18 protein-coding genes and 2 pseudogenes are annotated in these 26949 nt (G+C 70.8%); 10 read left to right on the forward strand and 10 right to left on the reverse strand.

The genetic code is table 11. The annotated features are described in order from the left end of the window. From QMK28_RS16540 to QMK28_RS16555, 4 genes and pseudogenes are all read right to left on the reverse strand, one after another. A pseudogene (locus QMK28_RS16540) lies at window positions 1-344 on the reverse strand (hypothetical protein); the annotation flags it as partial. A 130-nt stretch (window positions 345-474) separates the two neighbouring features. Further along, window positions 475-1506 carry an AvrD family protein gene (locus QMK28_RS16545; RefSeq protein ID WP_326438575.1) on the reverse strand — a complete coding sequence of 344 codons (1032 nt, stop codon included), beginning with the start codon at window positions 1504-1506 and terminating at the stop codon, window positions 475-477. A gap of 123 nt (window positions 1507-1629) precedes the next feature. Next, a complete protein-coding gene (locus QMK28_RS16550) occupies window positions 1630-2166 on the reverse strand; it encodes a MarR family winged helix-turn-helix transcriptional regulator (protein WP_326438577.1) in 537 nt (178 codons plus the stop codon). A gap of 209 nt (window positions 2167-2375) precedes the next feature. After that, the gene (locus QMK28_RS16555) at window positions 2376-4037 is read right to left on the reverse strand and encodes an MFS transporter (RefSeq protein ID WP_326438579.1); all 1662 of its coding nucleotides are present in this window, start codon (window positions 4035-4037) and stop codon (window positions 2376-2378) included. Between the two features lie 349 nt (window positions 4038-4386). On the opposite strand from QMK28_RS16555, the gene QMK28_RS16560 reads away from it, so the two are divergent. The 5 genes from QMK28_RS16560 to glgX all read left to right on the forward strand — a co-directional run bounded on the left by QMK28_RS16560 (window position 4387) and on the right by glgX (window position 11863). Beyond that, entirely contained in the window at window positions 4387-5460 is a 1074-nt protein-coding gene (locus tag QMK28_RS16560; RefSeq protein WP_326438581.1) for a hypothetical protein, read from the forward strand. A gap of 9 nt (window positions 5461-5469) precedes the next feature. After that, window positions 5470-7293 (forward strand): GMC family oxidoreductase, encoded by a 1824-nt coding sequence (locus QMK28_RS16565; RefSeq protein ID WP_326438583.1) that lies wholly within the window; start codon window positions 5470-5472, stop codon window positions 7291-7293. Next, a complete protein-coding gene (locus QMK28_RS16570) occupies window positions 7293-8423 on the forward strand; it encodes a cupin domain-containing protein (RefSeq protein WP_326438585.1) in 1131 nt (376 codons plus the stop codon). The genes QMK28_RS16565 and QMK28_RS16570 overlap by 1 nt, the downstream gene beginning before the upstream one ends. Window positions 8424-8432: 9 nt before the next feature. Then, window positions 8433-9689, forward strand: a complete 1257-nt coding sequence (locus QMK28_RS16575) for a hypothetical protein (protein ID WP_326438587.1) — start codon at window positions 8433-8435, stop codon at window positions 9687-9689. A 92-nt stretch (window positions 9690-9781) separates the two neighbouring features. After that, a complete protein-coding gene (gene glgX, locus QMK28_RS16580) occupies window positions 9782-11863 on the forward strand; it encodes a glycogen debranching protein GlgX (protein ID WP_326438589.1) in 2082 nt (693 codons plus the stop codon). On the opposite strand, the pseudogene QMK28_RS16585 reads toward glgX, so the two are convergent. Beyond that, window positions 11784-12167: pseudogene (locus QMK28_RS16585) on the reverse strand (FAD-dependent monooxygenase); the annotation flags it as partial. The gene glgX and the pseudogene QMK28_RS16585 overlap by 80 nt on opposite strands. A 369-nt stretch (window positions 12168-12536) precedes the next feature. Here QMK28_RS16585 and QMK28_RS16590 point away from each other — a divergent pair. Beyond that, a complete protein-coding gene (locus QMK28_RS16590) occupies window positions 12537-15422 on the forward strand; it encodes a peroxidase family protein (RefSeq protein ID WP_326438591.1) in 2886 nt (961 codons plus the stop codon). 9 nt (window positions 15423-15431) lie between these two features. Beyond that, a complete protein-coding gene (locus QMK28_RS16595) occupies window positions 15432-16820 on the forward strand; it encodes a hypothetical protein (RefSeq protein ID WP_326438593.1) in 1389 nt (462 codons plus the stop codon). A 1-nt stretch (window position 16821) separates the two neighbouring features. On the opposite strand, the gene QMK28_RS16600 is transcribed toward QMK28_RS16595, so the two are convergent. The 4 genes from QMK28_RS16600 to QMK28_RS16615 form a co-directional block, all read right to left on the reverse strand. After that, complete coding sequence (locus tag QMK28_RS16600) at window positions 16822-18357, reverse strand: acetolactate synthase large subunit (protein ID WP_326438594.1); 1536 nt, start codon at window positions 18355-18357, stop codon at window positions 16822-16824. Window positions 18358-18766: 409 nt separating this feature from the next. Continuing rightward, window positions 18767-19552 (reverse strand): hypothetical protein, encoded by a 786-nt coding sequence (locus QMK28_RS16605; protein ID WP_326438596.1) that lies wholly within the window; start codon window positions 19550-19552, stop codon window positions 18767-18769. Beyond that, window positions 19552-20826, reverse strand: a complete 1275-nt coding sequence (locus QMK28_RS16610) for a VWA domain-containing protein (RefSeq protein WP_326438598.1) — start codon at window positions 20824-20826, stop codon at window positions 19552-19554. Before QMK28_RS16610 ends, QMK28_RS16605 begins: the two co-directional genes overlap by 1 nt. Before the next feature lie 19 nt (window positions 20827-20845). Next, window positions 20846-21277 carry an amidase family protein gene (locus tag QMK28_RS16615; RefSeq protein ID WP_326438600.1) on the reverse strand — a complete coding sequence of 144 codons (432 nt, stop codon included), beginning with the start codon at window positions 21275-21277 and terminating at the stop codon, window positions 20846-20848. A gap of 220 nt (window positions 21278-21497) precedes the next feature. Here QMK28_RS16615 and QMK28_RS16620 point away from each other — a divergent pair, with 220 nt between their 5' ends. The 3 genes from QMK28_RS16620 to QMK28_RS16630 all read left to right on the forward strand — a co-directional run bounded on the left by QMK28_RS16620 (window position 21498) and on the right by QMK28_RS16630 (window position 24176). Next, window positions 21498-22310 (forward strand): crotonase/enoyl-CoA hydratase family protein, encoded by an 813-nt coding sequence (locus tag QMK28_RS16620; protein ID WP_326438645.1) that lies wholly within the window; start codon window positions 21498-21500, stop codon window positions 22308-22310. 89 nt (window positions 22311-22399) lie between these two features. Next, the gene (locus QMK28_RS16625; protein WP_326438602.1) at window positions 22400-23824 is read left to right on the forward strand and encodes an amino acid permease; all 1425 of its coding nucleotides are present in this window, start codon (window positions 22400-22402) and stop codon (window positions 23822-23824) included. A 133-nt stretch (window positions 23825-23957) separates the two neighbouring features. After that, a complete protein-coding gene (locus QMK28_RS16630) occupies window positions 23958-24176 on the forward strand; it encodes a dodecin (RefSeq protein ID WP_326438603.1) in 219 nt (72 codons plus the stop codon). 170 nt (window positions 24177-24346) lie between these two features. Here QMK28_RS16630 and QMK28_RS16635 read toward each other — a convergent pair whose 3' ends face one another. After that, window positions 24347-26905: an excinuclease ABC subunit UvrA gene (locus tag QMK28_RS16635; protein WP_326438605.1), complete on the reverse strand. Its 2559-nt coding sequence runs from the start codon at window positions 26903-26905 to the stop codon at window positions 24347-24349. Window positions 26906-26949: the final 44 nt, after the last annotated feature.

A 26949-nucleotide genomic window follows, 5' to 3' on the forward strand; every position in this document is an offset into this window, starting at 1 on the left:
GGCAGCCAGTCGAGGAACGGCACCCGCAGTTCCATGACCTCCTCGATGTCATCGATGCCCGCGGCTTCATCGGTGGTCTCCGCGCTCAGCGCGGTGCGCAGCGGGTGCGGCGTCCGCTGCCATTCGTCGTGCAGGACGGGTACGACCGAGCGTGCCTCGTCGAGGACGACGAGCAGCGATCCGCCGCAGTCCAGGTGTTCGTCCAGCAGTTCCCGATGCCGTGGCTCCGGCCACAGCCCCTCGGGCGTCCAATCGCCTTGTCCATTGATCCGCCAGTCGATCCTGGCGGGGCCTTCGAATACGACGAGCACTTCCCCGAAGCGCATCGTCGGCGTTCCGTTCATGAAATTGCATCCCCGTTTTGTTTTGCTTTCGCGCAGCCGTCATCGACAGGCCGGCTTTCCCTCGCCGATTCGATGACGGGGCGGAAATCGATGGATCTGATGTATGGATCGGATGTGCCGGCGGCGGCCGTCAGGCGGCGGCCGCGACAGGAAGCCGGTGCGCGAGTGAGCACCAGCCGTGAATTCCGTTGAAATCGTCGACGGTCAGATCGGCGACGCGCCAGCTGCCGCCGTCGTGGCCGAGCAGCCTGGTCCTGGTCACCCGGGCCGAGGCGTCGAAGGGCCCGCCGTACGGCCGGGAGGGCGCCTGCGCGCCAATGGAGATCCGCCGCATCCACAGCGTGTTGCTGTCGACGCGGTCCACCCGGTCGTACGAGTAGAGCAGCGCCTGCGCGAGCTGGGCGACGCTCACCATGCAGTCGATCAGGGACACCGAGGGTGCGTAGGCCGCCTCGGCTCCTTTGACGACCGCGGCTCCCCCGGAGCCGGGCTCGACGTACTGCCGGGCGCGGACCCGCTGCTCGGCCAACTCGACCGATACGTCGTCCGCGTGCTGGCTGTGCGCCTTGTAGCCCTCACCGTAGTGCCGTTCGCTCGCCGGGCCGAGCGCGTCCTCGTCCGAGACGTAGCGCGCGGGTCCGCCGCGCGCCGGGTCGCCGACCTCGTGCGCGAAGGTGCAGCGCACTTTCAGCCCGCCGATCCGGCAGTCGTAGACGCTGTACGTCTCGGCGTCCGGCCCGTACGGCCCCCGGGCCGGCCCGGTGCTCCGCAGCCGTGCCTCGACGGCGAAGTCCGAGAGGTCTTCGTGCGGCCGGGCGCCGGCGCGTACGTCGGCCGAGCGCAGCCAGGTCCGCCGCTGCTGGCCGGGCCGGAGCCCCCGGGCGGCGTTGAGGTGGATCTCCGCCAGTGAGGCGGCGAGCACCAGCGCGTCGATGCTGCTCAGATGCGGCCGCAGTTCCCGGCCGTCCGCTTTCCTCGACCAGTCCAGCGGATAGCTCAGCGCGGCCCGTGCGGCGACTGTGCCGCCCGGTTCCGTGGAGCCGTCCGCCACGATGTGGCGTAAGTGCTGACCGACCCGCTTGTACCCGCTGCCGAAGAATCTCGAGTCCCCCGGCCCGAGGCAGGCGTCAAGCGAATCGAATAATAGCTTTCCTGAACTCATCCCCGTTTCCTTCCCCCGCTGTTGGACTGTTCAAGAATAGCAGCGGGAAAACATCAACAGGGGGCCTGTGAAGAAGCTCACCTGATCTATTGAGGTGTCTGCACAGTCGGGTGAAGTGTCAATTCATTCACAGGAAATGACACTCGGCCAGCGATCCGCGAGCACCTCGCCGAGAATATCGCGCAGGCGTTCGCGGTCCGCCGCGGGAACTGCGGAGAGGAAGTCCTGTTCCACTTCCTCCACCGCCCGCGACGCGCCCAGGAGCGCTTCGCGCCCGGCGTCCGTGAGGTCCAGGATGTAGCGCCGGCGGTCGGCGGGGTTGCGCCGCCGCTCGACGTGGCCCGCGCTCTCCATCTCGTCGATCAGCGCGACCATGGTCGTGGGATCGAGGTTGAGCAGTCCGCTCAAGTCCTGCTGGGAGAGCGAGGGTCCGCCTTCGAGCGCGGCGAGCACATAGAAGTAGCGCATGCGCATGCCGCGTGATTCCAGCGCCCGGTCGGCCTCGTGCATCAGCAGCACTCCCGCTTTGTGCAGCAGGTATCCGGTGCGGCGGACCAGCGGGAAGGCGAACTCCGCCGCCGTGGGCGCGCTCGCCGGTCCGGGGACCGCGGCGGGAACCGCCGCTGGGGCCGGACCTGGAATGTGGTCGGTGCGGGGCATGCGGGCCGCTCCCGTCGTGGGCAGGAATGCCGGTCGGCTGTCACCCGTCATTATCGTCGGCGGGTCCCGAAAGGCGAACAGTCGATCGTCGGAAATTCGATGAACGGCGGCCGGCGTCCCGTCGGTGGTCCCGTGGGCAGTCCCGTCGGTAACGGAGTTCGGCGCCCCGGAGGTTGGGGTCTCCGGGGCACCGCATTCGCACCGGCCGCTCACACCTCCGCGGAGATCTTCCCCCCGGCGGTCGCCGCCCGCTCCGCGTCGGTTCCGGCGGGGGCGCCCCCGGCGCCACCCCCGCTCTCGGCGCCGGCCAGCGCGCTCTCATGCAGATCACGGGTCCGGATGAACGCGAAGGCGATCACCGCACCCAGGGCCGCCACCGCCGCGCACACGAGCATGACCTCGTTCAGCCCGTCCGTGAACGCGGTCCGCGCCGCCTGGTCGAGCTGCGCCGCGAGGCCGGACGGCACCCCCGAGCCGGAAACCGCTTCCGACCCACCGCCCGCCGCGACCGCCTCACCGAACTCCTCCGCCTTCGGCCCGAGTCGGCCGGCCGCGTCGGAGGCCGTGAACAGATCGGTGACCCGCGCCTGGAACAGCGCCCCGAACGCCGCGATCCCCACCGCGACGCCCACCTGCTGGAAGGTCTCACCGATACCCGACGCCATGCCCGCCTTGGACGGCTCGACCACCGCGATCGACAGCGAGGCGCGCGGCGGGTTGAACAGCCCCATGCCGAGGCCGATCCCGAACATGCTCGGCAGCAGCGCGGTCCAGGCGCTGTCCGCGTCGACCAGGGTGACCAGCGCCAGCCCGACCGCGATGAACGTCAGCGCGAAGCCGACGAGCACGCGCTGCGGCATCTTCGTGGTCAGCCCGCCCGCGATCGCCGCCGCGACGAAGAGCGTGAGGGTCAGCGGCAGGAAGCGCACCCCGGTCTCCCAGGCCGAGAACCCCAGCACGTTCTGCACATAGGAGATCTGCAGGAAGATCGCCGACATCGTGGCCGCCGCGCACAGCAGTGTGACCACCGACAGCCCGTTGAACGTCACATTGCGGAACAGCGAGAGCTGGAGCATCGCCCCGTCCCCCAGATGCCGTTCGACCGCGTAGAACAGCACGAGGAGCAGCAGCGAAGCGGTGAACATGCTGATGATCGACGTACTCCCCCAGCCCTGCGCCTCACCGCGCAGGAAGCCGAGCACCAGCAGCGCGAGCGCTCCGGAGAACAGCACCAGCCCCCACCAGTCGACACCGCGGGCCTGCGGGTCACGCGATTCGCGCATCCGCAGCATGCCCATCACCAGCGCCGCGATCCCCACCGGGACGTTCACCAGGAAGATCCAACGCCAGCTGAGGCTGTCGGTCAGGGCGCCGCCGATGAGCGGGCCGAAGGCGATGGCCAGGCCGGCCACACCGCCGAAGACGCCGAACGCCTTGCCGCGCTCCTTGCCCCGGTACTCGTGTCCGATCAGCGCGGGGCCGATCGCGAACAGCACCGCGCCGCCCAGCCCCTGCAACCCGCGCGCCACGGACAGTGACGCGGCGTTCGGCGCCAGCCCGCACGCGAGCGAGGCGAGGACGAAGATGACGAACCCGGCGTTGAACACCCGCTTGCGGCCGAGCCGGTCGGCCAGCGAGCCGGCGGTCAGCAGAAAGACGGCGAGCCCCAGGGCGTAGGCGTCGAGCACCCACTGCAAGTCGGAGAAGCTCGCGCTGAACGTCTCGCGCATGTCCGGCAGCGCCACGTTCACCACGGTCAGGTCCAGCATCAGCATGAAGGTCGCGATACAGACCGCCGCGAGCGTCCAGCCCCGCGCTCTGGTCGGCGACTGCCCTTCGGGCGTCAACCGTACGGCGATTCCGTCGGCCATGGAGACTCCCCCAGTCGTGTGCGTCCAGTCCGCACACCATCGATCGGATCAGCGAATCATCTGCGATTCCTACGATCCACGACGCTAAGGAACGAGCTGCCGACTGTCAACGGATTCGAAGGATTGCCCACCCCTATTTCACCCGACACCCCGCCGCACAAGGCGTGTTGATCACCGTCCACCCCTGCCGCCCCAGCGCTTCCGGTACCGGAGCGGGAGCCTCCCCCGACGCGTCCCCAGCGGCGGAAACCCCAGCCCCGAAGGCCGTGGACAAGCCCCCGGTCCCGCCCTACGTTCAATCACATCTCCGCAAGGGCGACCGCGGTTCGTCGATCACCGGGGGGCTTCGGTGAAACTCCAGATCATCGACAGGGACGACCAGTACGTCCTCAACCACTGCACGAAATACCTCGCCCGGGACACCGCCGACCGCCGCCACGACTTCGGTCAGTACGGCCCTGACGACTCCCGGGCGACCTGGTGCGAGGCCTGGCGCTTCCCCGTCATCGACACCCACGCGGACGCGGCCGCCCCATCGGAGGCCGGCTACGCGTTCAACGACGTGACCTTCGTGTACGACGGCCGCGCGACCAAACCCGCGACCGTCGCGGTCCTCGGCACCTTCGGGCCGCTGCACGCCCCCGAGCCACTGCGCCCGCTGCTGTTCGCGGGCGAGCCCACCGGCTTCTTCGCGGTCACCGTGCGCGTCCCCAAAGGCCAGGTGCACCACTACCAGTACGCCGTGGACGACCGGTACCAGCTCGACCCGGTCAACCCGCAACGCGCCGTACTCGACAACGGCCGGACCTGGTCGCGCTTCTTCACCGACGCGTGCGCCGTACCGCTCGCGCTGAACCGCGCCGAACGGGACGTGCTCGGACGGCTCGTCCAGCATCTGCTGCCGTTCCGGCTGGAGGAGAACCGCCGCTTCATCCGCGGCGTGTACGAATCGCTCGACCGGGCCGGGCGGGGCGAGGCGTTCCCGCTCGCCTATCAGCTCGACGACGAGGTCGGCACCGTCAACTACATCGACAAACTGATCTCCCGTCAGGAACAGCACCACGCCGTCGACTACCGGATCTGCCTGCGGATCATCGGCGACCTCATCCGCTCACGCGCCGGCGGGACCGACCCCGCGGTCGCCTCCGCCGAGCTGTACGCCGAGCTGTACCGGCAGATGGAGACCGAGCGGGTGGACGGCTGGGACCACTCCCGCTACCAGAGCCCCCGCTACTTCCTGCTGCTCCTCCGGCGGCACGCCATGACCGGCGCGTTCGTCCACCCCAAACACGGCGGCAACTCCGGTGCCGCCGGCTGGATGTACCTGGAGAGCCGCTTCCGCGACAGCGCCGGCGCGACGCTCTTCGACTGGCGGCGCGCCCTGGAATCCCCGCTGGGGCACAACACCGACTACCGGGGCTGAGGGGGAACGATGGCGCAGCCAACGCCCGCCGACGAACAGGCCGAGATCGTCGTCATCGGCAGCGGCGCCGGCGGCGCGCCGCTCGCGCACACCCTGGTACGGGCCGGCCACCAGGTCGTCATGCTGGAGAAGGGTCCGCTGCTGCGCACCCAGACGCAGAGCCCGCAGGGGCTCAGCGACTTCAAGCGCGACGAGTCCTTCGCCACCGGCGCGGAGAAGCGCATCACCGTGCCGGGTGTGGCCAACACCGGCGAGTCGTACTTCTCCAGCCATGTCGAGCCCGACCTCAACGACGAGCCGCACGTCTACCGCGACAGCGACGGCCGGGACCGCGTCACCATCGAGGGCTACACCGCCCAGGTGGTCGGCGGCGGCACCCAGCTCTACGGCGGCGTCTCGCCCCGCTTCACCCCCGAGGACCTGCGGCTGCGCAGCTTCAACGAGGGCCGCACCGATCTGCGCGAGGACCCGGGCGGCGAGGTGCGCCGCGAGGCCCGCGACTGGCCGGTGGACTACGCGGAGCTGGAGCCGTACTACACCAGGGCCGAGCAGCTCGTCGGCGTCAACGGCAGCTGGGACGGGCAGCTCAAGACCCCGTCGGCGGACCACTACCAGCCGCCGCTGTCGCCCAACCCGATCAGCTCGTACGTCGCGGCCGGGATGGACGCGAGCGGGATGCGCCGCTACCGCACCCCGCTCGCCGTGATCACCCGCGACCACGCTCCCAGCGGCCGGACGGTCCCCGCCGACGTGGAGAGCATCAAGACGGCGTTCGTCAACCGCTACGGCGATCCGCTGGGGCTGAAGTCGAACGCCTGGGTCTCGCTGCTCGCCCCGCTCGCGGGCGGGCCGGGCGGCGACGGCTTCCAACTGCGCGCCAACTGCAACGTCACCCACCTGGAGGCGGACGGCCCGCGGGTCACCAAGGTGCACTACCGCGACCCGGCGGGCCGGGCCCGGACGATCACCGCCGGCACCGTGGTGGTGGCCTGCTCGGCGATCGAGTCGGTGCGGCTGCTCCAGCTGTCCGGGGCGGCCGACCCTGCCTTCGACAAGCGCGTCAACGCCAACGGCCTGCTCGGCGCCTATTTCCTCACCCACTGCTTCGGCGGCGCCCAGTGCATCGTGCCGCAGCGGGCGGACAAGTCGAGGACGCTGGACTCCGACTGGGCCACCGACCACTGCGCCCGCCCGCAGTGGCTGCGCGAGCAAGGGCTGTGGGCCGGCGCGGTGATGTACAACAACACCTCCGACGGCGCGCTGCCCATCTCGCTGGCCCGCACCTGGCACGCGATGGACATGGACGACATGTGGAAGGGCTATCTGTCCGACACCGGCATCCTCGGCAACAGCTTCGAGGACTATCTGGAGGACAGCTTCGGCCGCCGGCTCTCGGTCGCCTTCATGGCCAACCAGGTCCCGCAGCGCTCCAACCGGATCGAGCTGCACCCCGCCGTCAAGGACAAGTGGGGCCGCCCGGTCGCGTACATCATCAAGACCTGGCACCCGCACGACCGCGCGCTCATGGACACCCTCGCCGACCAGTGCCGGCAAATCCTGGTCCGCGGCGGCGACATGCGCGACGTCAGCTCGGGCTCTGTGGGCGGCTCGGTGGTGCGGATCGCCAACCATGTGCTGGGCGGGGCCCGGTTCGGCTCGGACGCGGCGGACTCGGTGCTCGACCGGGACTGCCGGGCCTGGAACTTCGACAACCTCTACGTCACCGACGGCTCGTTCATGCCGACCTCCGGCAGCGCGAACCCCACGCTCACCATCGAGGCCAACGCGTTCCGGGTCGCGGACGTGCTGCTGGACCGGCTCGGGAGGCCGTGATGGACACCAGGTTCGATCAGGTCTACACCCATCCGGAGAACGAGATCTTCCGGGTCGTGTTCTATCCGGACCGCATCTACCACGCCCGCTACCTCAACGCGACGCGCTCCTCGCGCTACCGCTACTACGTCGCCGAGGTGCGCGGCTCGGCGGACGGCACCGCGATCAAGGGCGATGTGTTCCTGGGCGGGGTCAAGCTGTGCTCGATGCTCAGGATCGAGTACGCGGGCATCCGCCTCATCGAGCAGGCCCGCGAGTTCGGCCGCCGCCTCGGCCCGCGCGCCAAGGCCTGGGTCAAGATCACCGGGGAGGACCCCGACCAGAGCGGGGAGGCCACCGTCACCCTGCACTGGGACCCGGTCATCGCCGCCTACGCGGTGGAGATCTGGGAGACCCTGGAGCCGCCGGAGGGCACACCGCACGACCACCGGGTGCTGCCGCTGATGGGCCGCGACGCCCCGATCACCCGGGTTCCCGAGCTGTCCGGGCTGCTCGGCTCGGTGACCGAGGTCGCGATGGCCTTCCGTGAGCACGGCGTGCTCTACCCGACCGGCCAGCAGCTCGAAAACCCGCAGTGGGACAACGCCTATCTCCGCTCCCACCAGGAACCGCGCGACCCGCGGCCCAGCTCCTCGCAGAACACCGTCGAGGACAAGAACTACCTGCTCGACTTCCAGCGCGGATTCTTCATCCCCGACGCGTCCGCCATCACTCCGGTCAGCTACGTCAACGCGATGTCCGACGAGGACAACCCGGATCGCCGCCCGGACAACATCGTCGAGATGCGCTGGCTGTTCCAGCGCGAGCTGGGCAGCGACCTCGTCTTCTTCCACGAGGTGACGGTGCCGCCCGGCGCGGTCGAGGGCACCCACCGGCACATCGGCTCCGAGGAGCTGTACTACATCGTCTCCGGCACCGGCACCGCCTACATGAGCGACGGCGACGACCCGACCACCGCGGGCTATCCGCTGGTCGAGCGGCCGGTGTTCGGCATCGGCCCGGTCAAGTGCCGGGAGCTGCCGGTCCGTCCCGGCAGCGTCATCTACACCAAGAGCGGCGGCGTGCACGGCATCCGCAACCCGTACGACGAACCGCTCAAGTTCGTCGCGTTCCTTTACCACACGACCTGAGGAGGGCCGATGCCCACGATCGTGCACAGCGATTCGGTCTTCCGCGTGGAGCCCGGCAAACCGCCGGACTACGCCGCCGCCAACCCGCTGCTCAAGCTCCTCGGGCTGGTCGAGCGCTCCCGTACGGCCGCCGAGCGCGAGTCGTACGACGCGGCCTCGCTGCAATATCTCTTCCCGCACCGCTGGCTGGAGCTGTACGGGCCGAGCGCACCCGACACCGACCGGCTCAATCCGGAGGAGCAGGACGTCAAGACGGACTTCCAGAAGCAGAACGTCCGCGACTTCCGGCTCGCCGACACCCGGGCGGTGCGCGGCTGGGCGACGGCCGGCGGCTGGCGCGGGCCGTTCCTCCAGCTCAGCTACCGGGGCGGCCCCGACTCCGCACTGTGGCAGGCGGCGGGCCGGCTCGGCGACGCCATCGGCTGCGTCGTCTCCGTCCAGGGCGGCAGCCCGGTGACGCTGCGGGCCCCCTACGACGAGGACACCGACTTCTACACGGTCGAGCTGTGGGGCCGCTCCGGCGACGGGCTGCGCGACGCGCTCGGCGACCGGGGCCGGGCCTCGCTGGACACCGGCCTGCTCCAGCCCCGGCCCGACCTGATCACCGGCGGCGCCGAGGACTTCGCCCGCGACCGGCTCACCGAGCAGGACGTCCGCGCCGTCGCGCCCCGGCACGCGATGCACCCGGTGCTGCCGCTCTACGTGGACCTGCGCTGGACCGCCAACGCGGACGGATCGGGGGCCGCCGACCCGCTGCCCGGAGCGAGCGTCCGGCTCGGCTTCGAGATGCGCGTCCGGGGCTGGGACAGCTACCTCAGCGTCGGCAGCAGCGGCAGCCCGCACGGCGGCGTCGGCTTCCTCGAATACCGCACGCTGTTCAGCGACTACGGACGCTGGGCGGGCAGCGACGAGCTGCGCCGGGGCCTGGAGCCGTGGAACCTCGACGCGTTCGGCCGCAAAGGCCACGCCAGCGGCGAATCCGAGCCGTTCCTCGCCGTCAACTACATGGATCTGCACGTCCTCGATCCGGCCTGCGGCATCGGGCTGCACCGGCACCGGGACAACCAGGAGATCTTCCTGATGCTGGAGGGCGACGGCCTGATGGTGATCGGCGACTGGGCCGACTCCGGCAGCCGCACCCGCTCCTTCGAGATCCGGCGGCTGCCGGCCGGGCACCTCGCGATGCTGCGCGGCGGCAATCTGCACGGCCTGATGAACCCGGCCGACCAGCGGGCCTCCCTCTTCATGTTCGGCGGCTACGACTGACGGCCACGCGCAGCCCGCCGCCCGCACCGCGCGCTTGCGCCCGTCCGCCCGTCCGCCCGTCCGCCCGTCCGCCCGCGACCGACAGGACTGCCATGACCGAGACCCGCCCCGGCGACCCGTACCGGCTCGGCGCCGACTGGGACGGGCAGGGCGTCAACTTCGCCGTGCACTCCTCGGCGGGCGCGTACGGCGGCGACGTCGTGCTCTGCCTCCTCGGCGAGGACGGCCGGGAAAACCGGGTGCCGCTGTCCGTCGACTGCGACATCTGGCACGCCTACCTGCCGGAGGTCCGGCCGGGACAGCGGTACGGCTTTCGCGCGCGCGGCCCGTACGACCCCGCGCGCGGGCTGTTCTTCGACCCCGGGACGCTGCTGCTCGACCCGTACGCCAAGGCGATGAGCCCGGGGGGTCCGGGCGCGCCGCGCAAGCCGGTCTGCCGCGTCGCGGACACCGCCTTCGACTGGGGTGCGGACAGCCCGCCGAACCGGCCCTGGTCGCGGACCGTGCTGTACGAGACGCACGTCAAGGGGATCAGCGCCACCCACCCCGAGGTGCCGGAGCACGCGCGCGGCAGCTACGCCGGGCTCGCGCACCCGGCGGTCATCGGGCACCTCATCGACCTGGGGGTCACCGCCGTCGAACTGCTGCCGGTGCACCAGCACCTGCCCGAGCAGTTCCTGCTCGACCGGGGGCTGACCAACTACTGGGGCTACTCGACGATCGGCTTCTTCGCGCCGCACGCCGGCTACAGCTCGGCGGGCGGCGCGGGCGAGCAGATCACCGAGTTCAAACGGATGGTCGCCGCCCTGCACGCGGCGGGCCTGGAGGTCATCCTCGACGTCGTGTACAACCACACGGCGGAGGGCCCGCCGTTCGACCCCGCGCTGAGCTTCCGGGGCCTGGCCAACGAGGTCTACTACCGGCTCGACCCCACCGACCCGTCCCGCTACATCGACACCACCGGCACCCGCAACACCCTTGACACCGGCCGCCCCGAGGTGCTCCGGCTCATCATGGACTCGCTGCGCTACTGGGTGCGGGACATGCACGTCGACGGCTTCCGCTTCGACCTCGCGGCCACCCTCGCCCGGCAGCACGGCTACGTCGACCGGCTGTCCGCCTTCTTCGACCTGCTCTACCAGGACCCGGTGCTGAACCGGACCAAGCTCATCGCCGAGCCCTGGGACGTCGGCGCGCCCGACAGCTACCAGGTCGGCCGTTTCCCGGCCGGCTGGGCGGAGTGGAACGACCGCTACCGCGACACCGTCCGCGACTTCTGGCGCGGCCGGTCCGCCGTCGCCGACCTCGGCGCGCGGCTCACCGGCTCCGCCGACCTCTACGCGGCCGACCGGCGCGGCCCGGACGCCTCCGTCAACTTCGCCGCCTGCCACGACGGCAAGACCCTCACCGACCTGGTCAGCTACGAGCGCAAGCACAACGAGGCCAACGGCGAGGACAACCGCGACGGCGGCAACGACGACCGCGCCGCCAACTACGGCGTCGAAGGCCCCACCCCCGACCCGGAGATCACCGCCGTACGGCAGCGGCAACAGCGCAACATCCTCACCACGCTGCTGGTCTCCCAGGGCGCGACGATGCTCTACGGCGGCGACGAGATCGGCCGCACCCAGGGCGGCAACAACAACGCGTACTGCCAGGACAACAGGACCAGTTGGTACGACTGGGCGGCCCAGGACACCTCGCTCAGCTCCTTCGTCCGCCGCGTCGTGGCCCTGCAACGCGACCACCCGGCCCTGCAACGCCGCTCCTTCCTGCGCGGCGAGAGCGCTCCGCCCGGCTCCCCCGGCGGCCCGGCGCTCCCGGACATCGGCTGGTACGACCGCACCGGGCAGCCGATGACCACCCAGCGCTGGCAGGACCCGGCGACCCGGTTCCTCGGCCTGCTGCTGGCGGGCGACCGCGTCGACCCGCTCACCCCGGAGGGCCGCCCGCAGCGCGACGACGACCTCCTCGTGCTGTTCAACGCCGATACGACCGCCGCCGACTTCACCGTGCCCGGCAGGCCCGGCTCGGTCTACCGGATCGTGCTGGACACCACCGCCCCGGACGGCGCACCCGCCCCGGCCGACGCCCTCAAGTCGGGCGACCTGTGCGCCGTTCCACCTCGCACGACGATCGTCGCGGTGTCACCGTTGCCCGCTCCGGGGCCGTGACCGGCGCGTCCCAGTCGATGCGGTACCCGGTGAGCCAGTCCGTCCCCTCCTCCGGCTGCCGGGGCCGGTCCTCGTTCCGAACAGCCTGCTCCCCGGCCCCCGTGCGCCGGGCCATCCCCGCACTGGCCGCCACCACGCGCTCCACCCGCTCGCGCCGCAGCCCCTCGTAGGCCGCGAAGGCTGCTCGCGGGTCCGGCAGGTCGCGCAGGCACTTGGCGAGCACGACGCCGTCCTCGATGGCCATCGACGCGCCCTGCGCCGCGTTGGGCGCGGCGGCGTGCGCGGCGTCGCCGACGATCACCATCAGTGCTCTGGTCATGATGCTCCTGTGGTCCGTCAAGCGATTCGGAGCGTTTTCCCCGGTGCCCCCAGCGCTACCAGCCGGGGCCGGGTGCGTCCAGAGCACTCGCGGAGCAGCGTTCACCGCCGACGGATGCGGACTTGGCCAACAACAGGACGGGCAGGTGGGGCTGGAGCGACAGAACGTAACCCAACTGGCCTCCACCGTACCGTCGCCGGTCCGTCCGCAACGCTCCGAGCTGCGGAATCATCACGTCCGAACAGCTGCGCCAACACCTTTCCACGCGCGCGAACTCGGCTGAAAATACAGGATGCTGACAACTGATCACTCCGCGTAGTCTCTCTTTCCTGACCCGTAGGGAGGGATCGACCCATGGTTGAGACCGGGCAGCACGAGCAGCGCGAGGAACAGTCGCGGTTCGAGACGTACGACGGCGGCAGCGCCGAGGCCGAGCGGCGGATATTCGAACAGCTGGCACGCGAGATCATGAACGTGCAGCGGAAGACCAAGAAGAGCAGCGATGCGGCGAGTCTCGCGCGGACCTTCCACGCCAAGGCCGTGCTGGGCGTGGAGAACGCCCGCCTGCGGTTCCACGACGATCTGCCGGCCGCCCTGCGCACGGGCTACGCGCAGCCCGGCGCGGAGTACCCGGCCGTGCTGCGGCTGTCGAACGCGAGCGGGGCCCGGCAGCCCGACATCTCGCCCGATCTGCGCGGCGCGGCCGTGCGCGTCGAGGTCTCCGCAGAGGAGAACCACGACCTGCTGATGACCAACTTCCCGGTCTCGCACGCCGCCGACGCGCGCGAGTTCGTCGCCTTCGCCAAGGCCATGGCCGGTGCGGAGAGCACCCTGCAGAAGGCCTTCGGCCTCTTCGTGAAGCTGCCGATCGCCGTCGGCTGGTCGGTCGCCGCGCGGATGCGGCGCAATGTCCAGCAGGCCACCCGGCACAAGGCCGGCAGCCTGGCCAGGGAGACGTACTGGAGCCGTGGCGCGATGCTGTGGGGCGAGGCCGGCCCGGTCCGCTATCTGCTGCGCCCGGCCCCCGGCGGCGCCCCCGCGCCCGATCCCGTGAGCACCGACCCGCACTATCTGCGCCGCGAGCTGGCGCGGCGGCTGAGCGAGGGCGAGGTGGCCTTCGAGCTGTGCGTGCAGCGGTTCGTGGACGAGACGCTCACGCCGATCGAGAACGCGGCGGTGGAGTGGCTGGAGACGACCGCGCCGCTGGTGCCGATCGCGACGCTGACCGTGCCGGGGCAGGACATCGACACCGCACAGGCCCGCTCGGCGTCCCGGCGCGTCGAGGAACTGGCCTTCAACCCCTGGCACACGACGGACGAGTTCCGCCCGCTGGGCAACATCAATCGGGTCCGCAAGCTCGCGTACCAGGCGAGCGCCGCGCACCGGCAGGGGCTGCGCTTCACCACCGTCGAGCCGCGCCGCAACGCCCTGCTGGGCGTTCCGCTGCGGGCCGCGTTCCGCTTCGTGAACCGCTATGTGCCGTGGCACAAGCTGCCGGTGCAGCTGAGCCTGCTCAACCTGGTCGCGCTGCGGCAGGCGCTGCGCCGTCTCAATCTGATCGACACCGAGATCCGCGAGGCGCCGCCGGAGGCCGAGCCGGTGCCCGCGCCCATCGACGAGAAGACCCGCGTCACCCGCTCGTACGACGGCACGTCCAACGACCTCTCCGACCCGAAGATGGGCGCGATCGGTTCGGCGTTCGGGCGCAACCTCAAGGCCGAGTACCGGCCGGACCTCTTCGATGTCCCGAACCCGGTCACGGTCAGCAAGCAGCTGCTGTACCGCGACAGGTTCCTGCCCGCCGAGTCGCTGAACGTGCTGGCGGCGGCCTGGATCCAGTTCCAGGTCCACGACTGGGTCAACCACCGGCGCTACCCGGTCGGCGGCAAGGCCGTGGAGTTCCCGCTGCCGCCCGGTGACAGCTGGCAGAACACCCCCGGCGGCCCGAGCGAGAGCGTGATGCGCTTCGCCGAGAACGAGGGCATCGAGGCGCCGGGCGAGCGCCCGCCGATCCTTTTCGGCAACACCGCCTCGCACTGGTGGGACGGCTCCGAGGTCTACGGCGGCGACGAGCGCACCGCGCGCTCGCTGCGCGAGCCGGACGGCGGGGCGGCGCTGCGGCTGGAGGACGGGCATCTGCCCGGCGGCCTCAACGGCATTCCGCTGACCGGCTTCAACGAGAGCTGGTGGCTCGGCCTCAGCGTGATGCACACCCTCTTCGCCCGTGAGCACAACTCGGTCTGCGAGGCGCTCCGGCAGGAGTACCCGTCGATGGGCGAGGAGCGGATCTATCACACGGCGCGGCTGGTGGTCTCCGCCCTGATCGCCAAGATCCACACGGTGGAGTGGACCCCGGCGATCCTGGCCACCGAGGCGATCGACATCGGCCTCAAGACCAACTGGCAGGGCCCGCCGAACACCTGGCTCAACAAGCTGGGCCTGTGGCTGTTCGAGGCGCACTCGCTGACCGGCATCCCCAAGACGCTGCCGGACCACCACGCCGCCCCGTACTCGCTGACCGAGGACTTCGTCACCGTCTACCGGATGCACCCGCTGCTGCCCGACGACTACGAGCTGCGCGAGCACCGCTTCGGCCAGCGCCTGGAGACCCTGGGCTTCCACGACCTCCAGGGCACCGCCGCCGAGTCCGTCATCCGCAAGACCGGCCTGACCGACTCGCTCTACTCACTCGGCATCACCCACCCCGGTGCGATCACGCTGCACAACTACCCGCGCTCGCTACAGAAGTTCGAGCGCGACGGCGAGCTGATCGACCTCTCGGTGGTGGACCTGGTACGGACCCGGCGGCGCGGGGTGCCGCGCTACAACGACTTCCGCAGCGGGCTGCACAAGCAGCGCGTCCGGAGCTTCGAGGACCTGTCCACCGACCCGGAGACGGTGGCGCGGCTCAAGGACGTCTACCGCAACGTGGACGAGGTCGACACCATGGTGGGGCTGTTCGCAGAGAACCCGCCCGAGGGCTTCGGGTTCAGCGACACGGCCTTCCGCATCTTCATCCTGATGGCCACCCGGCGGCTGCAGAGCGACCGCTTCCTGACCGTCGACTTCCGGCCCGAGGTCTACACCCCGCTGGGCATGGACTGGGTGGAGAAGGGCGACATGACCGCCGTCATCCTGCGGCACTGCCCGGAGCTGGCCAGCCTGCTGCCGCGGGACGCGAGCGCCTTCGCGCCCTGGCGGCCGGTGACGCCGTCGCGCAACTCCGCCCCGGACAAATAGGGGAACGCGATGACCACGCACGCAGAGGGTGGCCGGACCGCCGGGTCCGGCCACCCGGGCCTCGACGACCTGCTCGCCCGTCCGCTGCTGGAGACGGTGTGGCGACGCCGTACGCACCGGGTCAGCCGGGGCGCGTCGGTGCCGGCCGGGTCGATGAGCTACGCCTCGCCGCACTCGCCCGAGCCGCTGGACGAGCTGGAGGAGGCGGTGCTGATCGCGATCACCGGCTGCACCGGACTCACCATGCCGGACCGGCCGTTCGACGACCCGTGCGACGGCAAGCCGATCATGGCGAAGCCCAACCTCACCATGGCCGGCCGGACGGCGGGCAGCCCCGACAACGCCCAGGCCACCCACTTCTTCATGATCAACGACAGCGGGACGTACCTGCTCCGCAACCTGCCGCCCGCGCCGAAGGAGCCCTTCGACGCGGCGACCCTGATCGACCGGGCCCGGCTCGCCAAGGTCAAGGTGCTCGACCAGCGACTCGACGTCGCGGAGGGGCTGCGGGACTTCCCCGCCTACCTCGACTCCAACCGCTTCCTGTCCAACCTGCCCGGCAGCACGCTGTTCCTGCCGGTCGTCGACCTCTCCCACCAGTACATCAACGCCATCATGTACCTGCTCACCCAGCCGGACGGCGCCCGGCCGACGCTCGTCGACGACCGGAACTTCTACCGTCCCGCCGGGGTGAAGAAGTGGGTGAAGAACGGCTTCCTGAACAAGGACGTGAAGCTGCCGCTGGGCGCGCTCGGTCCGCTGCGCACCCAGATCGAAGCCGATCTGCTGGTCCAGAACCTGATGCTGGTCGCCGAGGGCATGGGGCTCGGTGCGTGGATCCACGCCTCCATCAACCCGCAGATCGCGCTGGGCGACCCGAAGTTCTCCCGCGCCTACGGCCAGATGCTCGGCTTCACCTTCATCACTCCGCGCTGGCGGCTCGCCGACGCCTGGCGCTGGCAGCTGCCGCTGCCCAAGTTCGCGTCCGTACGGTCCCACCCGGTGGGCCTGGAGCGCGCCGGGGAGCGGCTGATCGCCGCCGCCTGCCCGCCGTACCACGCGTCGATGTCGGACGCGGTGGACTCGGTGATCCGCGCGAAGTTCGGCACCGGCGGCGTCTACGCGGACAAGGACGTCTTCGCCCGCATCTACAAGAACGACTACGGACAGCGCTATCTCGCGGAGGCGAGCGAGTACGAGGAGCGGGTGATCGACTGCGCGCGGGACATCTGCGAGTACATCCTGGCCACGCACGGCCGCTTCCCGGCCCACACCGACGCGATCCACGTCCCCGGCATCTGGTTGCAAGCACACCACGTAGAGAACGACTACTACGACCGGTTCTTCAACCACGGCCTGACCGAAGCGCACCGCAGGCACGCCGAACTGTGGGACTGAGTCAACCGATCGGCGGCACGACGCAGTCGATCAAAAACGGACCAGACACGGCCAACGCCCGCTCCAATAGCTCAGTGAACTCCTCGGCCGTATCCGCTCTGGCCGCCGGCACACCCATGCCGGCGGCCAGCGCGACGAAGTCCAGTTCCGGCCGGGACAGATCGAACAGCGCACGGGCCCGCTCCCCCGCCGGAGCGGCGCCGACCTGCCGCAGCTCCAGATCGAGGATCGCGTACGAGCGGTTGTTGAACACGACGGTGGTGACGTTGAGCCCTTCGCGGGCCTGCGTCCACAGCGCCGAGATGGTGTACATCGCGCTGCCGTCGGACTCCAGGCACAGCACGGGCCGCTCAGGACAGGCCACCGCCGCACCGGTCGCCACCGGCAAGCCCTGCCCGATCGCGCCGCCGGTCAGCGTCAGCCAGTCGTGCCGCGGCGCCCCCGCGGTGGCCCCGGCCAGCCACAGCCCGGAGGTGTTCGCCTCGTCCACCACGATGGCGTCAGCGGGAAGCAGCGCACCGATCGCGTCAGCGGCGGACTCAGCGGTGAGCGCGCCCTCGGGCCGCGCGGGCCGCCGCGCGACCGCGGTAGCGGCCCGACTCCCCCCACCCAACCGATCAGCCAACAGGCCCAACTCCTCCACCCCGATGACATGCGTCCGACACCCCTCCGGCACCAGATCCCCCCGCTTACCCGGATACGCGAAGAAACTCACCGGCGAGGCCGCACCGACCAGCACCACATGCTTGAACCCTTCGAGCTGGGCGGCGGCGAAGTCGGCGAGATAGGCGAGCCGGTCGACAGCGGGCAGCCCGGCCCCCCGCTCCAACCGCGCCGGAAAGGTCTCGCACAACACCGTCGCCCCGGTAGCCGAGGCGATCCGCCCCGCCGCGACCAGCCCGGCCTCCCGAGTCGCACCCCCGCCCAACAACATCACAGTCGACTCCCCAGAGCCCAACACCTCACCCACGAGCTCCACATCACCCACCACGACAGAATCCTCGACCGACACACTCGCGAACCCCACAGCCGCAGTTTCCGACCAGGAAACATCAGCGGGCAGAATAAGAGTCGCCACACTCCCCCCAGGACCGCTGGCGGCATCGATGGCCTCCGCGACGTCCAGACTCAACTCCGCCGGATCGTACGTACGGCGGATCCAGCCGGAGACCGTCCCCGCCAAGGCGTCGATGTCCGACTCCAACGGAGCGTCCAGCGCCTTGTGCCCCAAAGCGTGATCACCGACGATATTGACGATCCCGGTCCGAGCCCGCCGAGCGTTGTGCAGATTGGCGAGCCCGTTGGCGAGCCCCGGCCCCAGATGCAACAACGTGCAGGCGGGCCGCTCAGCCATCCGCCCGAACCCGTCGGCAGCCCCCGTGGCCACGCCCTCGAACAGAGTCAGCACGGCACGCATCCGCGGAACGTCGTCCAACGCCGCGACGAAGTGCATCTCCGACGTACCGGGGTTCGCGAAACACACGTCGACACCACCGTCGACGAGGCCGCGAATCAGGGTCTGCGCGCCGTTCGGCATGGGGTCCGCCTCTGCTAGGAGTGACACCGGAAAGCCAGTCTCACCCGACAGAACCCACCCGCGAAAGCCCCGGTCACAACGGGCTGGCAAAGACGCCCCCACACCACACGGAGCGACGACCCGCAGGCCCCGCCGGCCGGGAGCCTCCCACAGCACCCACTCTGACGGACCCCCGGGGGCCCCACGTCGCGACGGGAAGTCGGCGGCCCCACGTCACGACAAGCCGTCGGCGGCCCGACGCGACAGGGCGGGGATGCCCCCTACCGGTGGCGGACCGGAGAAGTGACAGGAGGGGGTGGGGCCGGAGGGGCGGTAGGTCCTGGACGCTGTCGTGTATTTGTGGGCCGCCAGGCCCGTAAATACACGGTCCAGGACCTACCGCCCCGCAGGCCCCGGCCCCGCACCCCAGTCACACCCGCACAAAGCCCCGCCGCGGCCGCCGAGCCAAGGTGTAACCACCGACACCGGCAAGCGCCCCCAGCACACCACCGCCAACGGTCCAGAGCCACCGATCGGACCACCACCCACCAACGGCGCTATCGCCCTCACCGTCACCCGCGTCCGAACCCGAGCCCGAGCCCGAGCCCGCGTCAGAGCCGGCCCGAACAACCGCCCCCAACGGAGCCGTCAACTCCCCACCAGACGCAACCGACCCACCCGCATCCTCACTATCGGCAGAGACCACAGCCCGCACCGGCAGCCCCAAGTCCCGCTCCGGCACATCCACAACGGTCAGCCGCAGATAATACGAACCAGGCAACGGATCGTTGGACCACGGCTCAGCCCAAGGCCGAACCGTACGCAACCTGCACCGGAGCGTCACCGACTCCGCCTGCTCCCCCGCCTCCCGCACCGCATGCCCCGACGCACACGCCTGCCGCCGACGCAGCCCGTCAAAGACGTCCAACCGCCACGTAGCGGCGCCATGCCGGGAAGCGACCTCCGGCAGATTGACCACAGCCTTGGCCGTGACGTTCTCGCCGGCCCCAGCGGGGAACACCCAGTAGAGGTAGTCGCCATTGGACGCGTCGGCCTCAGCCCGCTCCCCCTGCTCGATCCCGGCCGCGGTACGGAACGTAGTGCCCGCCTCAGTAGGCGCGTCGTCAGCCAAAGCCGACGAAGCACCCCCCAACAGCACCACACCACTCAACAACCCAACACCAACCACATGAACCGCACGCGAAGCACCACGCATCAGACAGCCCTCCCCGTACCGACACGCCAACGCGTCAACAGTCCCCACAGCAACCCGGCGATCAGCCCGGTGAAGGCCAGCACGGCCAACAGAACCCAGCCACGCCCGAGCCCGAACGCGGCGACGTCCATCGGCTCGTCGGGCGACTCCACGAGAGCCACCGACAGTTCGACCGGCAGCCCCGGATCGCGCTTCACCGAAGGGGGCGCGGAGAAGGAGTTGCCGACATCGAGACAGACCGTCCGAGCCGGCGGCGGAGTCCCGTCGTCAGCGTCGTCCTCGGCGGCGAGCGGATACCTCAGCCCGGCCGAGATCACGTCCGTACGGCCGCTGTCGGCGTCGGTGCCGCGTACCAGCTCCCGGCCCTTGTCGGTCACGGCGCGCAGCAGAACCCCGTAGTCCCGGTTGACCGCGCGGTCCGCGCCGACGCTCACCGAGGCCCGCAGTTCCTGGCCAGGCTTGACCGGAATCCGGTACCAGCGGTGCTCCTCGAACTTCTCGCGGTCGGTGTAGAGACCCGCGCCGAGCTGCGGCGCGTTCTCGCACGCCGTGGAGCCCTGTACGGCCTTCGGGGTCTCGACGGGCGTGTCGACCGAGCGGCGGACGAGCTGCTTGACGCGGCCGGAGAGCTCGTCCTTGTGCTGGACGGCTGTGTAGGTGCCGCCGGTGGCCTCAGCGATGCAGCTGAGCTGCTCGCGGACCTTCGCGTCCTGGGTCAGACCCAGCGTGTCGACGACCAAGTGGGTTCCCTTGGCGGCGAGTTCACGTGCCACGTCACAGGGGTCGGGCTGCCCGCAGGAGTCCTCACCGTCGGTGATGAGCACGATCCTGCGGGTGCCCGCGCCGTCGCCGAGGTCCTTGTCCGCGCCGCGCAGCGCGAGCCCGATGGGGGTCCAGCCGGTGGGCCGCAGGGTGGCCACGGCCGCCTTCGCCTCGGTCCTGTCGACCGGGCCGACGGGGTAGAGCTGTTGGCTGTCCCGGCAGCCCACCACCTTGTCCTTGCCGGGGTAGTTCGCGCCGAGGGTGCGTATGCCGAGCCGCACCTCCTTGGGCGCCGCGTCGAGCACCTCGTTGAACGCCTGCTTGGCGACGCTCATCCGGGACTTCCCGTCGACGTCCCGGGCCCGCATCGAGCCGCTGACGTCCAGCACCAGCTCGACCTTGGGGGATTCCTGCGATGGCTCGTCAGCGGCGGCCTGCGCCGGGAAAAGCCCTGTGGCGGTGGCTGCGATGAGGCCGCACAGGCCCACCGCCAGCCGTTTTCTTACGATCATCCCCGGATCTTATTGATCTTCAAGTCTTCTGGCGAAACGGCGGGTTGGCCGACCCCGGCCCGGCGTACCTGGGGAGGCTGGCCGACCCCGGCCCGGCGGGCCTGAGGTCCTTCCACGGCATGGCCTCTTCGAGCCGGCCGGCGATCCGGAACAGCAGGTCCTCCCCGCCGTAGGGAGCGACGAGTTGCACGCCGACCGGCACGCCGGCCTCGCTCCAGCCGAGCGGCAGACTGATCGCGGGCTGCCCGGAGATGTTGAACACGATGGTGAACGGGCCGTAGGCGAAGAGCGAGGTGAGCCAGCTCGTCACGGTGTGGCCGGGGCCGTCGTAGCGCAAGGTGCCGTGCGGCGCGGGCAGTTGTCCCAGCGTCGGGGTGACCAGCAGGTCGTACTCGGTGAAGAACGCGCCCACCGACCGGCACACCTGGTTCTGCGCGGCGAACGCGGCCACCAGGTCGAGGGCGCCGAGCTCCCGCGCCTCGACACAGGGTTACCCACTCGACGTCGCGAGACATCTCCCGCATGCTCGCAGCGCCCGCCCGCCTCCGTCGACCGAATCGTTCCCGGCGCGCCCGTACCCCGCTACGCTTGATCGCGCCGACCGGCGAGCCGGCCGTCCGGCCGAGGAGGTTGCCGTGGACGTCACCGACCCGAGCTCCGCGAAGGACCCGATGACCACCCAGGACCCCACCCCCACCCCCAGCCCCGCCCAACACCCAGCCAAGGACCCCGTACGGACCGAGCGGAGCGGCCCCGTGACGACCGTCGTGCTGTCCCGCCCGGAGAGCCGCAACGCCGTGGACGGCCCGACCGCCGCCGCGCTCGCGGACGCCTTCCGCGCCTTCGAGGCGGACGACGGGGCGCGGGTGGCGGTGCTGTGGGGAGAGGGCGGCGGCTTCTGTTCCGGAGCGGACCTCAAGGCGATCGGCACCGAGCGGGCGAACCGCGTCGCACCGGACGGGGACGGCCCGATGGGGCCCACCCGGCTGCGGCTGACGAAGCCGGTGATCGCCGCGATCAGCGGCCACGCGGTGGCGGGCGGTCTGGAACTCGCGCTCTGGTGCGACCTGCGGGTCATGGAGGAGGACGCGGTCCTCGGCGTGTTCTGCCGGCGCTGGGGCGTTCCGTTGATCGACGGCGGAACCGTGCGGCTGCCAAGGCTGATCGGGGCGAGCCGGGCCATGGACCTCGTGCTGACCGGCCGGCCGGTCGAGGCGCGGGAGGCGTACGAGATCGGCCTCGCCAACCGGGTGGTGCCGGCCGGCGGGGCCCGCGCCGCCGCCGAGGAGCTGGCCGCCGGGATCGCCCGCTTCCCGCAGACCTGCCTGCGCGGCGACCGGGCGTCGCTGCTGGAGCAGCAGGGGCTTCCGGAGGAGCGGGCGATGGCCGGTGAACTGGAGCACGGCAGGGCCGCGCTGGCGGAGGCGGCGGCCGGGGCCGCGCGCTTCGCGGCGGGAATGGGCCGTCACGGTGAGTTCAGTTAGCGCGGAGGCCCAGCGGAGCGGCGTCTTCCGTCTCCGCCCGGGCTCCGCCATCATGAACCGCCGTCAGCTGTCGACGGAGAGGACACATCATGGCGGGACTGCGGATGGGACAAGGCGTACTGCGCCGCAAGCCCATTGACCAGATCCAAGAGGGCGGCGAGGGTGAGCAACTCACCCGCACCCTGGGCCTCTGGCAGCTCACCGCGATCGGTGTCGGCGGCATCATCGGCGCGGGAATCTTCACCCTCGCCGGCACCGTCGCCAACGGCACGGCCGGGCCGGCGGTACTGCTCTCGTTCCTCATCGCGGGCGTCGCGAGCGCGGCGGCGGCCTTCTCGTACGCGGAGTTCGCGGGCCTCATCCCGAAGGCGGGGTCCGCGTACACCTATGGCTACGCGGTGCTCGGCGAGCTGGTGGGCTGGTTCATCGGCTGGGACCTGCTGCTGGAGTACACGGCGATCGTGGCGGTGGTCGCCATCGGCATCTCGGGGTACTTCTCCTTCCTGCTGGGGGAGATGGGCACCGATCTGCCGGCCTGGATGCTGGGCGCGCCGGGCACCGGCGGCGGGCACAGGGTGGACCTGTTCGCCGCCGTGCTGTGCCTGTTGATCGCCTATCTGCTGACGCTGGGCATCAAGAACGCCGCGCGGTTCGAGATGGTCGTCGTGGTGCTGAAGGTCGTGGTGGTGATCGTCGTCATCGCGGTCGGCTTCTTCCACGTCGAGACCGGCAACTACAGCCCGTTCTTCCCGTTCGGGGTCAGCGGGGCGTTCACCGGCGCGGCCACCGTCTTCTTCGCGGTCTTCGGCTATGACGCGATGAGCACGGCGGCCGAGGAGTCCAAGGACGCGCAGCGCCACATGCCCAAGGCGATCCTGTACTCGCTCGCCATCTCGATGGTGCTGTACGTGCTGGCCTGCCTGGTGCTGACCGGTATGCAGAACTTCACGGACATCGACCCGGAGAGCGGCTTCTCGACGGCGTTCAAGTCGGTGGGCCTGGGCGGGCTCGCGGACGTCATCGCGGTCGGCGCGATCATCGGCATCATGACGGTGATGTTCACCTTCATGCTCGGGGTGACCCGTGTCTGGTTCTCGATGAGCCGGGACGGCCTGCTGCCGAAGTGGTTCGCCAAGACCCACCCGACCCGCCATGTGCCGACCCGGGTGACCTGGATCGTCGGCTTCGCGTCTGCCGCCATCGCCGGTTTTATTCCCATCGGGGAGGCCGCCGAGCTGACGAACATCGGCATCCTGCTGGCCTTCATCGTGGTGTGCATCGCGGTGATCAGGCTGCGCTACAAGCAGCCGGACCTGCCGCGCACCTTCCGCTGCCCGGGGATGCCGTACGTCCCGGTGATCGGCGTGGCCTTCTCGATCTGGCTGATCACCTTCCTCCAGTGGCAGACCTGGGTGCGGTTCGCGGTGTGGTTCCTGATCGGGCTCGGCGTCTACTTCGGCTACTCGTACCGCAAGTCGGAGCTGGCCAAGACGGAGCCCGCGCGGCAGGACTGAGGGGCGTGACGGCCGGGCTGAGGGGCGTACGGCGAAGGGCAACGGGGGCCGGCATTCGAATGGTGCGACTCCCCGCCGTGGGGCACCGTGGACTGGGACATCAGGCAGCAGCCTCACCGCTCAGGGAGTCACCGTGACCGATCACACCTACCGCGTCACCGAGATCGTCGGCACCTCGCACGAAGGCGTGGACGCCGCGATCCGCAATGGGATCAAGCGCGCCTCCCAGACCCTGCGCGGCCTGGACTGGTTCGAAGTGCAGCAGGTGCGGGGCCACATCGTGGACGGGCGGGTCGAGCACTTCCAGGTGGGCCTGAAGGTCGGTTTCCGGCTGGAGGACGAGCCTTCCTGACGCGCTCGCCCCGCCGACCCGGTGCGCCGCCGCCCGTTGTGCCCAGCTGACCCAGTGCCCAGCTGACCCAGTGCCCAGCTGACCCAGTGCCCAGCTGACCCAGTGCCCAGCTGACCCGGTGCCCAGCTGTCCCGGTGCCCAGCTGACAGGCACCGGCCGCCGGGCACCGGTCACGCGCGCCGCGTGTCACCGCGCAGCACCCCGGCGAGATAGCCCGCCGTCACGCTCCGGGCAGCGCGGGCCACTTCCGCCGGGGTGCCGGCCGCCACGATCCGTCCGCCCTCGTCGCCCCCGCCGGGGCCCAGGTCGATGACCCGGTCGGCGCCCGCCACCACATGCATGTCGTGCTCGACCACCACCACGGAGTTCCCCGCCGCGACCAGCCCGTGCAACTGGCGCAGCAGCAGCTCGGTGTCGGCCGGGTGCAGCCCGGTGGTGGGCTCGTCGAGCAGGTAGAGGGTGTGCCCGCGGCGCGAGCGCTGGAGTTCGGTGGCGAGCTTGATGCGCTGTGCCTCGCCGCCGGACAGCTCGGTGGCGGGCTGGCCGAGCCGCAGGTAGCCGAGCCCCACCTCCTGGAGGGTGCGCAGACTGCGGGCGGCCGACGGCACGTCGGCCAGGAAGCCGGCGGCCGTCTCGACGGTCATGGCCAGCACTCCGGCGATGTTCACGCCGCGATAGGTGATCTCCAGCGTCTCGGGGTTGTAGCGGTCGCCGCCGCAGACGGTGCAGGCCGCGTAGGCGCCGGGAAGGAACAGCAGCTCGACGGCGACGAAACCCTCGCCCTGGCAGTTCTCGCAGCGGCCCGTCGCCACGTTGAAGGAGAAGCGGCCCGCGGTGTAGCCGCGCGCCCTGGCCTCGTCGGTGGCCGCGTAGAGCTTGCGTACGGAGTCGAACAGGCCGGTGTAGGTGGCGAGGTTGGAGCGCGGGGTGCGTCCGATGGGCTTCTGGTCGACGCAGACCAGCCGGTCGACGGCTTCGAGCCCCTTGACAGCAGCCACCGCCGTCACATCGGCGGTGTCCGTACGGGCTGAGTCGTCCTCGGCACCGTCGGCACCGTCGCCATCGGCGTCGGACTCGCCCGGCCGCCCGCTCTCGCCCCCGGTGCCGAGGTGGTCGCGCAGCACGTCCGCGAGCACCTGGCTGACCAGCGTCGACTTGCCCGAACCGGACACGCCGGTGACCGCGGTGAAGACCCCGAGCGGGATCTCCGCGTCGAGATCCCGCAGGTTGTGCCGGTTGACGCCGTACAGCCGCAGCAGGCCGGACGGCTCGCGCGGGGGCTCGGGCGCGGCCCCGGAGAGCTCGCCGGGGAAATCGCCGGAAAACTCGCCGGGGAAGAGGAATCTGCGGGTCGCCGACTCGGCCACCTCGGCCAGGCCGGCCACCGGGCCGCTGTAGAGCACCCGGCCGCCGTGCTCCCCCGCGTGCGGGCCGACGTCCACGATCCAGTCCGCGCGCCGCACCACGTCCATGTCGTGCTCGACGACGAACAGCGAGTTGCCGGCGGCCTTGAGCCGGTCCAGGACGGTGAGCAGCGCTTCGCCGTCGGCCGGGTGCAGCCCGGCGGACGGCTCGTCGAGGACGTAGACGACGCCGAACAGGCCGGACCGCAGTTGGGTGGCCAGCCGGAGCCGTTGCAGCTCGCCTGAGGAGAGCGTCGGCGTGGCGCGGTCCGTGCTGAGGTAGCCGAGTCCCAGTTCGGTGAGCACCTCGATGCGGGCCAGCAGGTCGCGGGTGAGGGTCGCGGCGACGCCGACGGCGGCCTCCTCCGGCACGCCGGGCTCGCCGGTGTGCTCGGCGGCCGGGCGCAGTACGGCGGCCAGCGCGGTGAGCGGCATGGCGGCCAGTTCGGCGATGTCGTGTCCGGCGAAGGTGACGGCGAGCGCCTCGGGGCGCAGCCTGCGGCCCTCGCAGGTCGGGCAGGGCAGGCTCTCCATGAACCGCTGGACGCGCCGGCGCAGCGCCGCGCTCCTGGAGTCGGCGAAGGTGTGCAGCACATAACGTTTCGCGCTCATGTACGTGCCCTGGTAGGGCCGTTGGATGCGGTTCGCGTCCCGTACGGGGTGCACGGTGACGACGGGCTGTTCGTCGGTGAACAGCATCCAGTCGCGGGCTTCGGGGGGCAGTTCGCGCCAGGGGCGGTCGATGTCGTGGCCGAGGGCGGCCAGGATGTCGCGGAGGTTCTTGCCCTGCCACGCGCCGGGCCAGGCGGCGATGGCGCCCTCGCGGATGCTGAGCGTGGGGTCGGGTACGAGGGAGTCCTCGGTGACCCGGTGGACGCGGCCCAGGCCGTGGCACTCGGGGCAGGCGCCGATGGCGGTGTTCGGCGAGAAGGAGTCCGAGTCGAGCCGCTCGGCCGTGCCGACCGGGTAGTCCCCCGCTCGGGAGAAGAGCATCCGCAGCGAGTTCGAGAGGGTGGTGACGGTGCCGACCGAGGAGCGCGAGGTGGGCACGGAGCGGCGCTGTTCGAGGGCTACGGCGGGCGGCAGGCCGGTGATCTCCTCGACCCGGGGCGCGCCGACCTGGTGGATCAGCCGGCGGGCGTAGGGCGCCACGGACTCGAAATAGCGGCGCTGCGCCTCGGCGTAGAGGGTGCCGAAGGCCAGCGAGGACTTCCCGGAGCCGGAGACGCCCGTGAAGACGACGAGGGAGTCTCTGGGGATGTCCACGTCGACGTCGCGCAGGTTGTGCTCGCGGGCACCGCGGACGCGGACGAAGGGGCTGCTCAAGGGTCGTCTCCACGGCTCGGGTGCGGCAGGGCGTTGCGCCTTCC

It is taken from the genome of Streptomyces sp. H27-D2 (assembly GCF_035828615.1).
GTDB lineage: Bacteria > Actinomycetota > Actinomycetes > Streptomycetales > Streptomycetaceae > Streptomyces.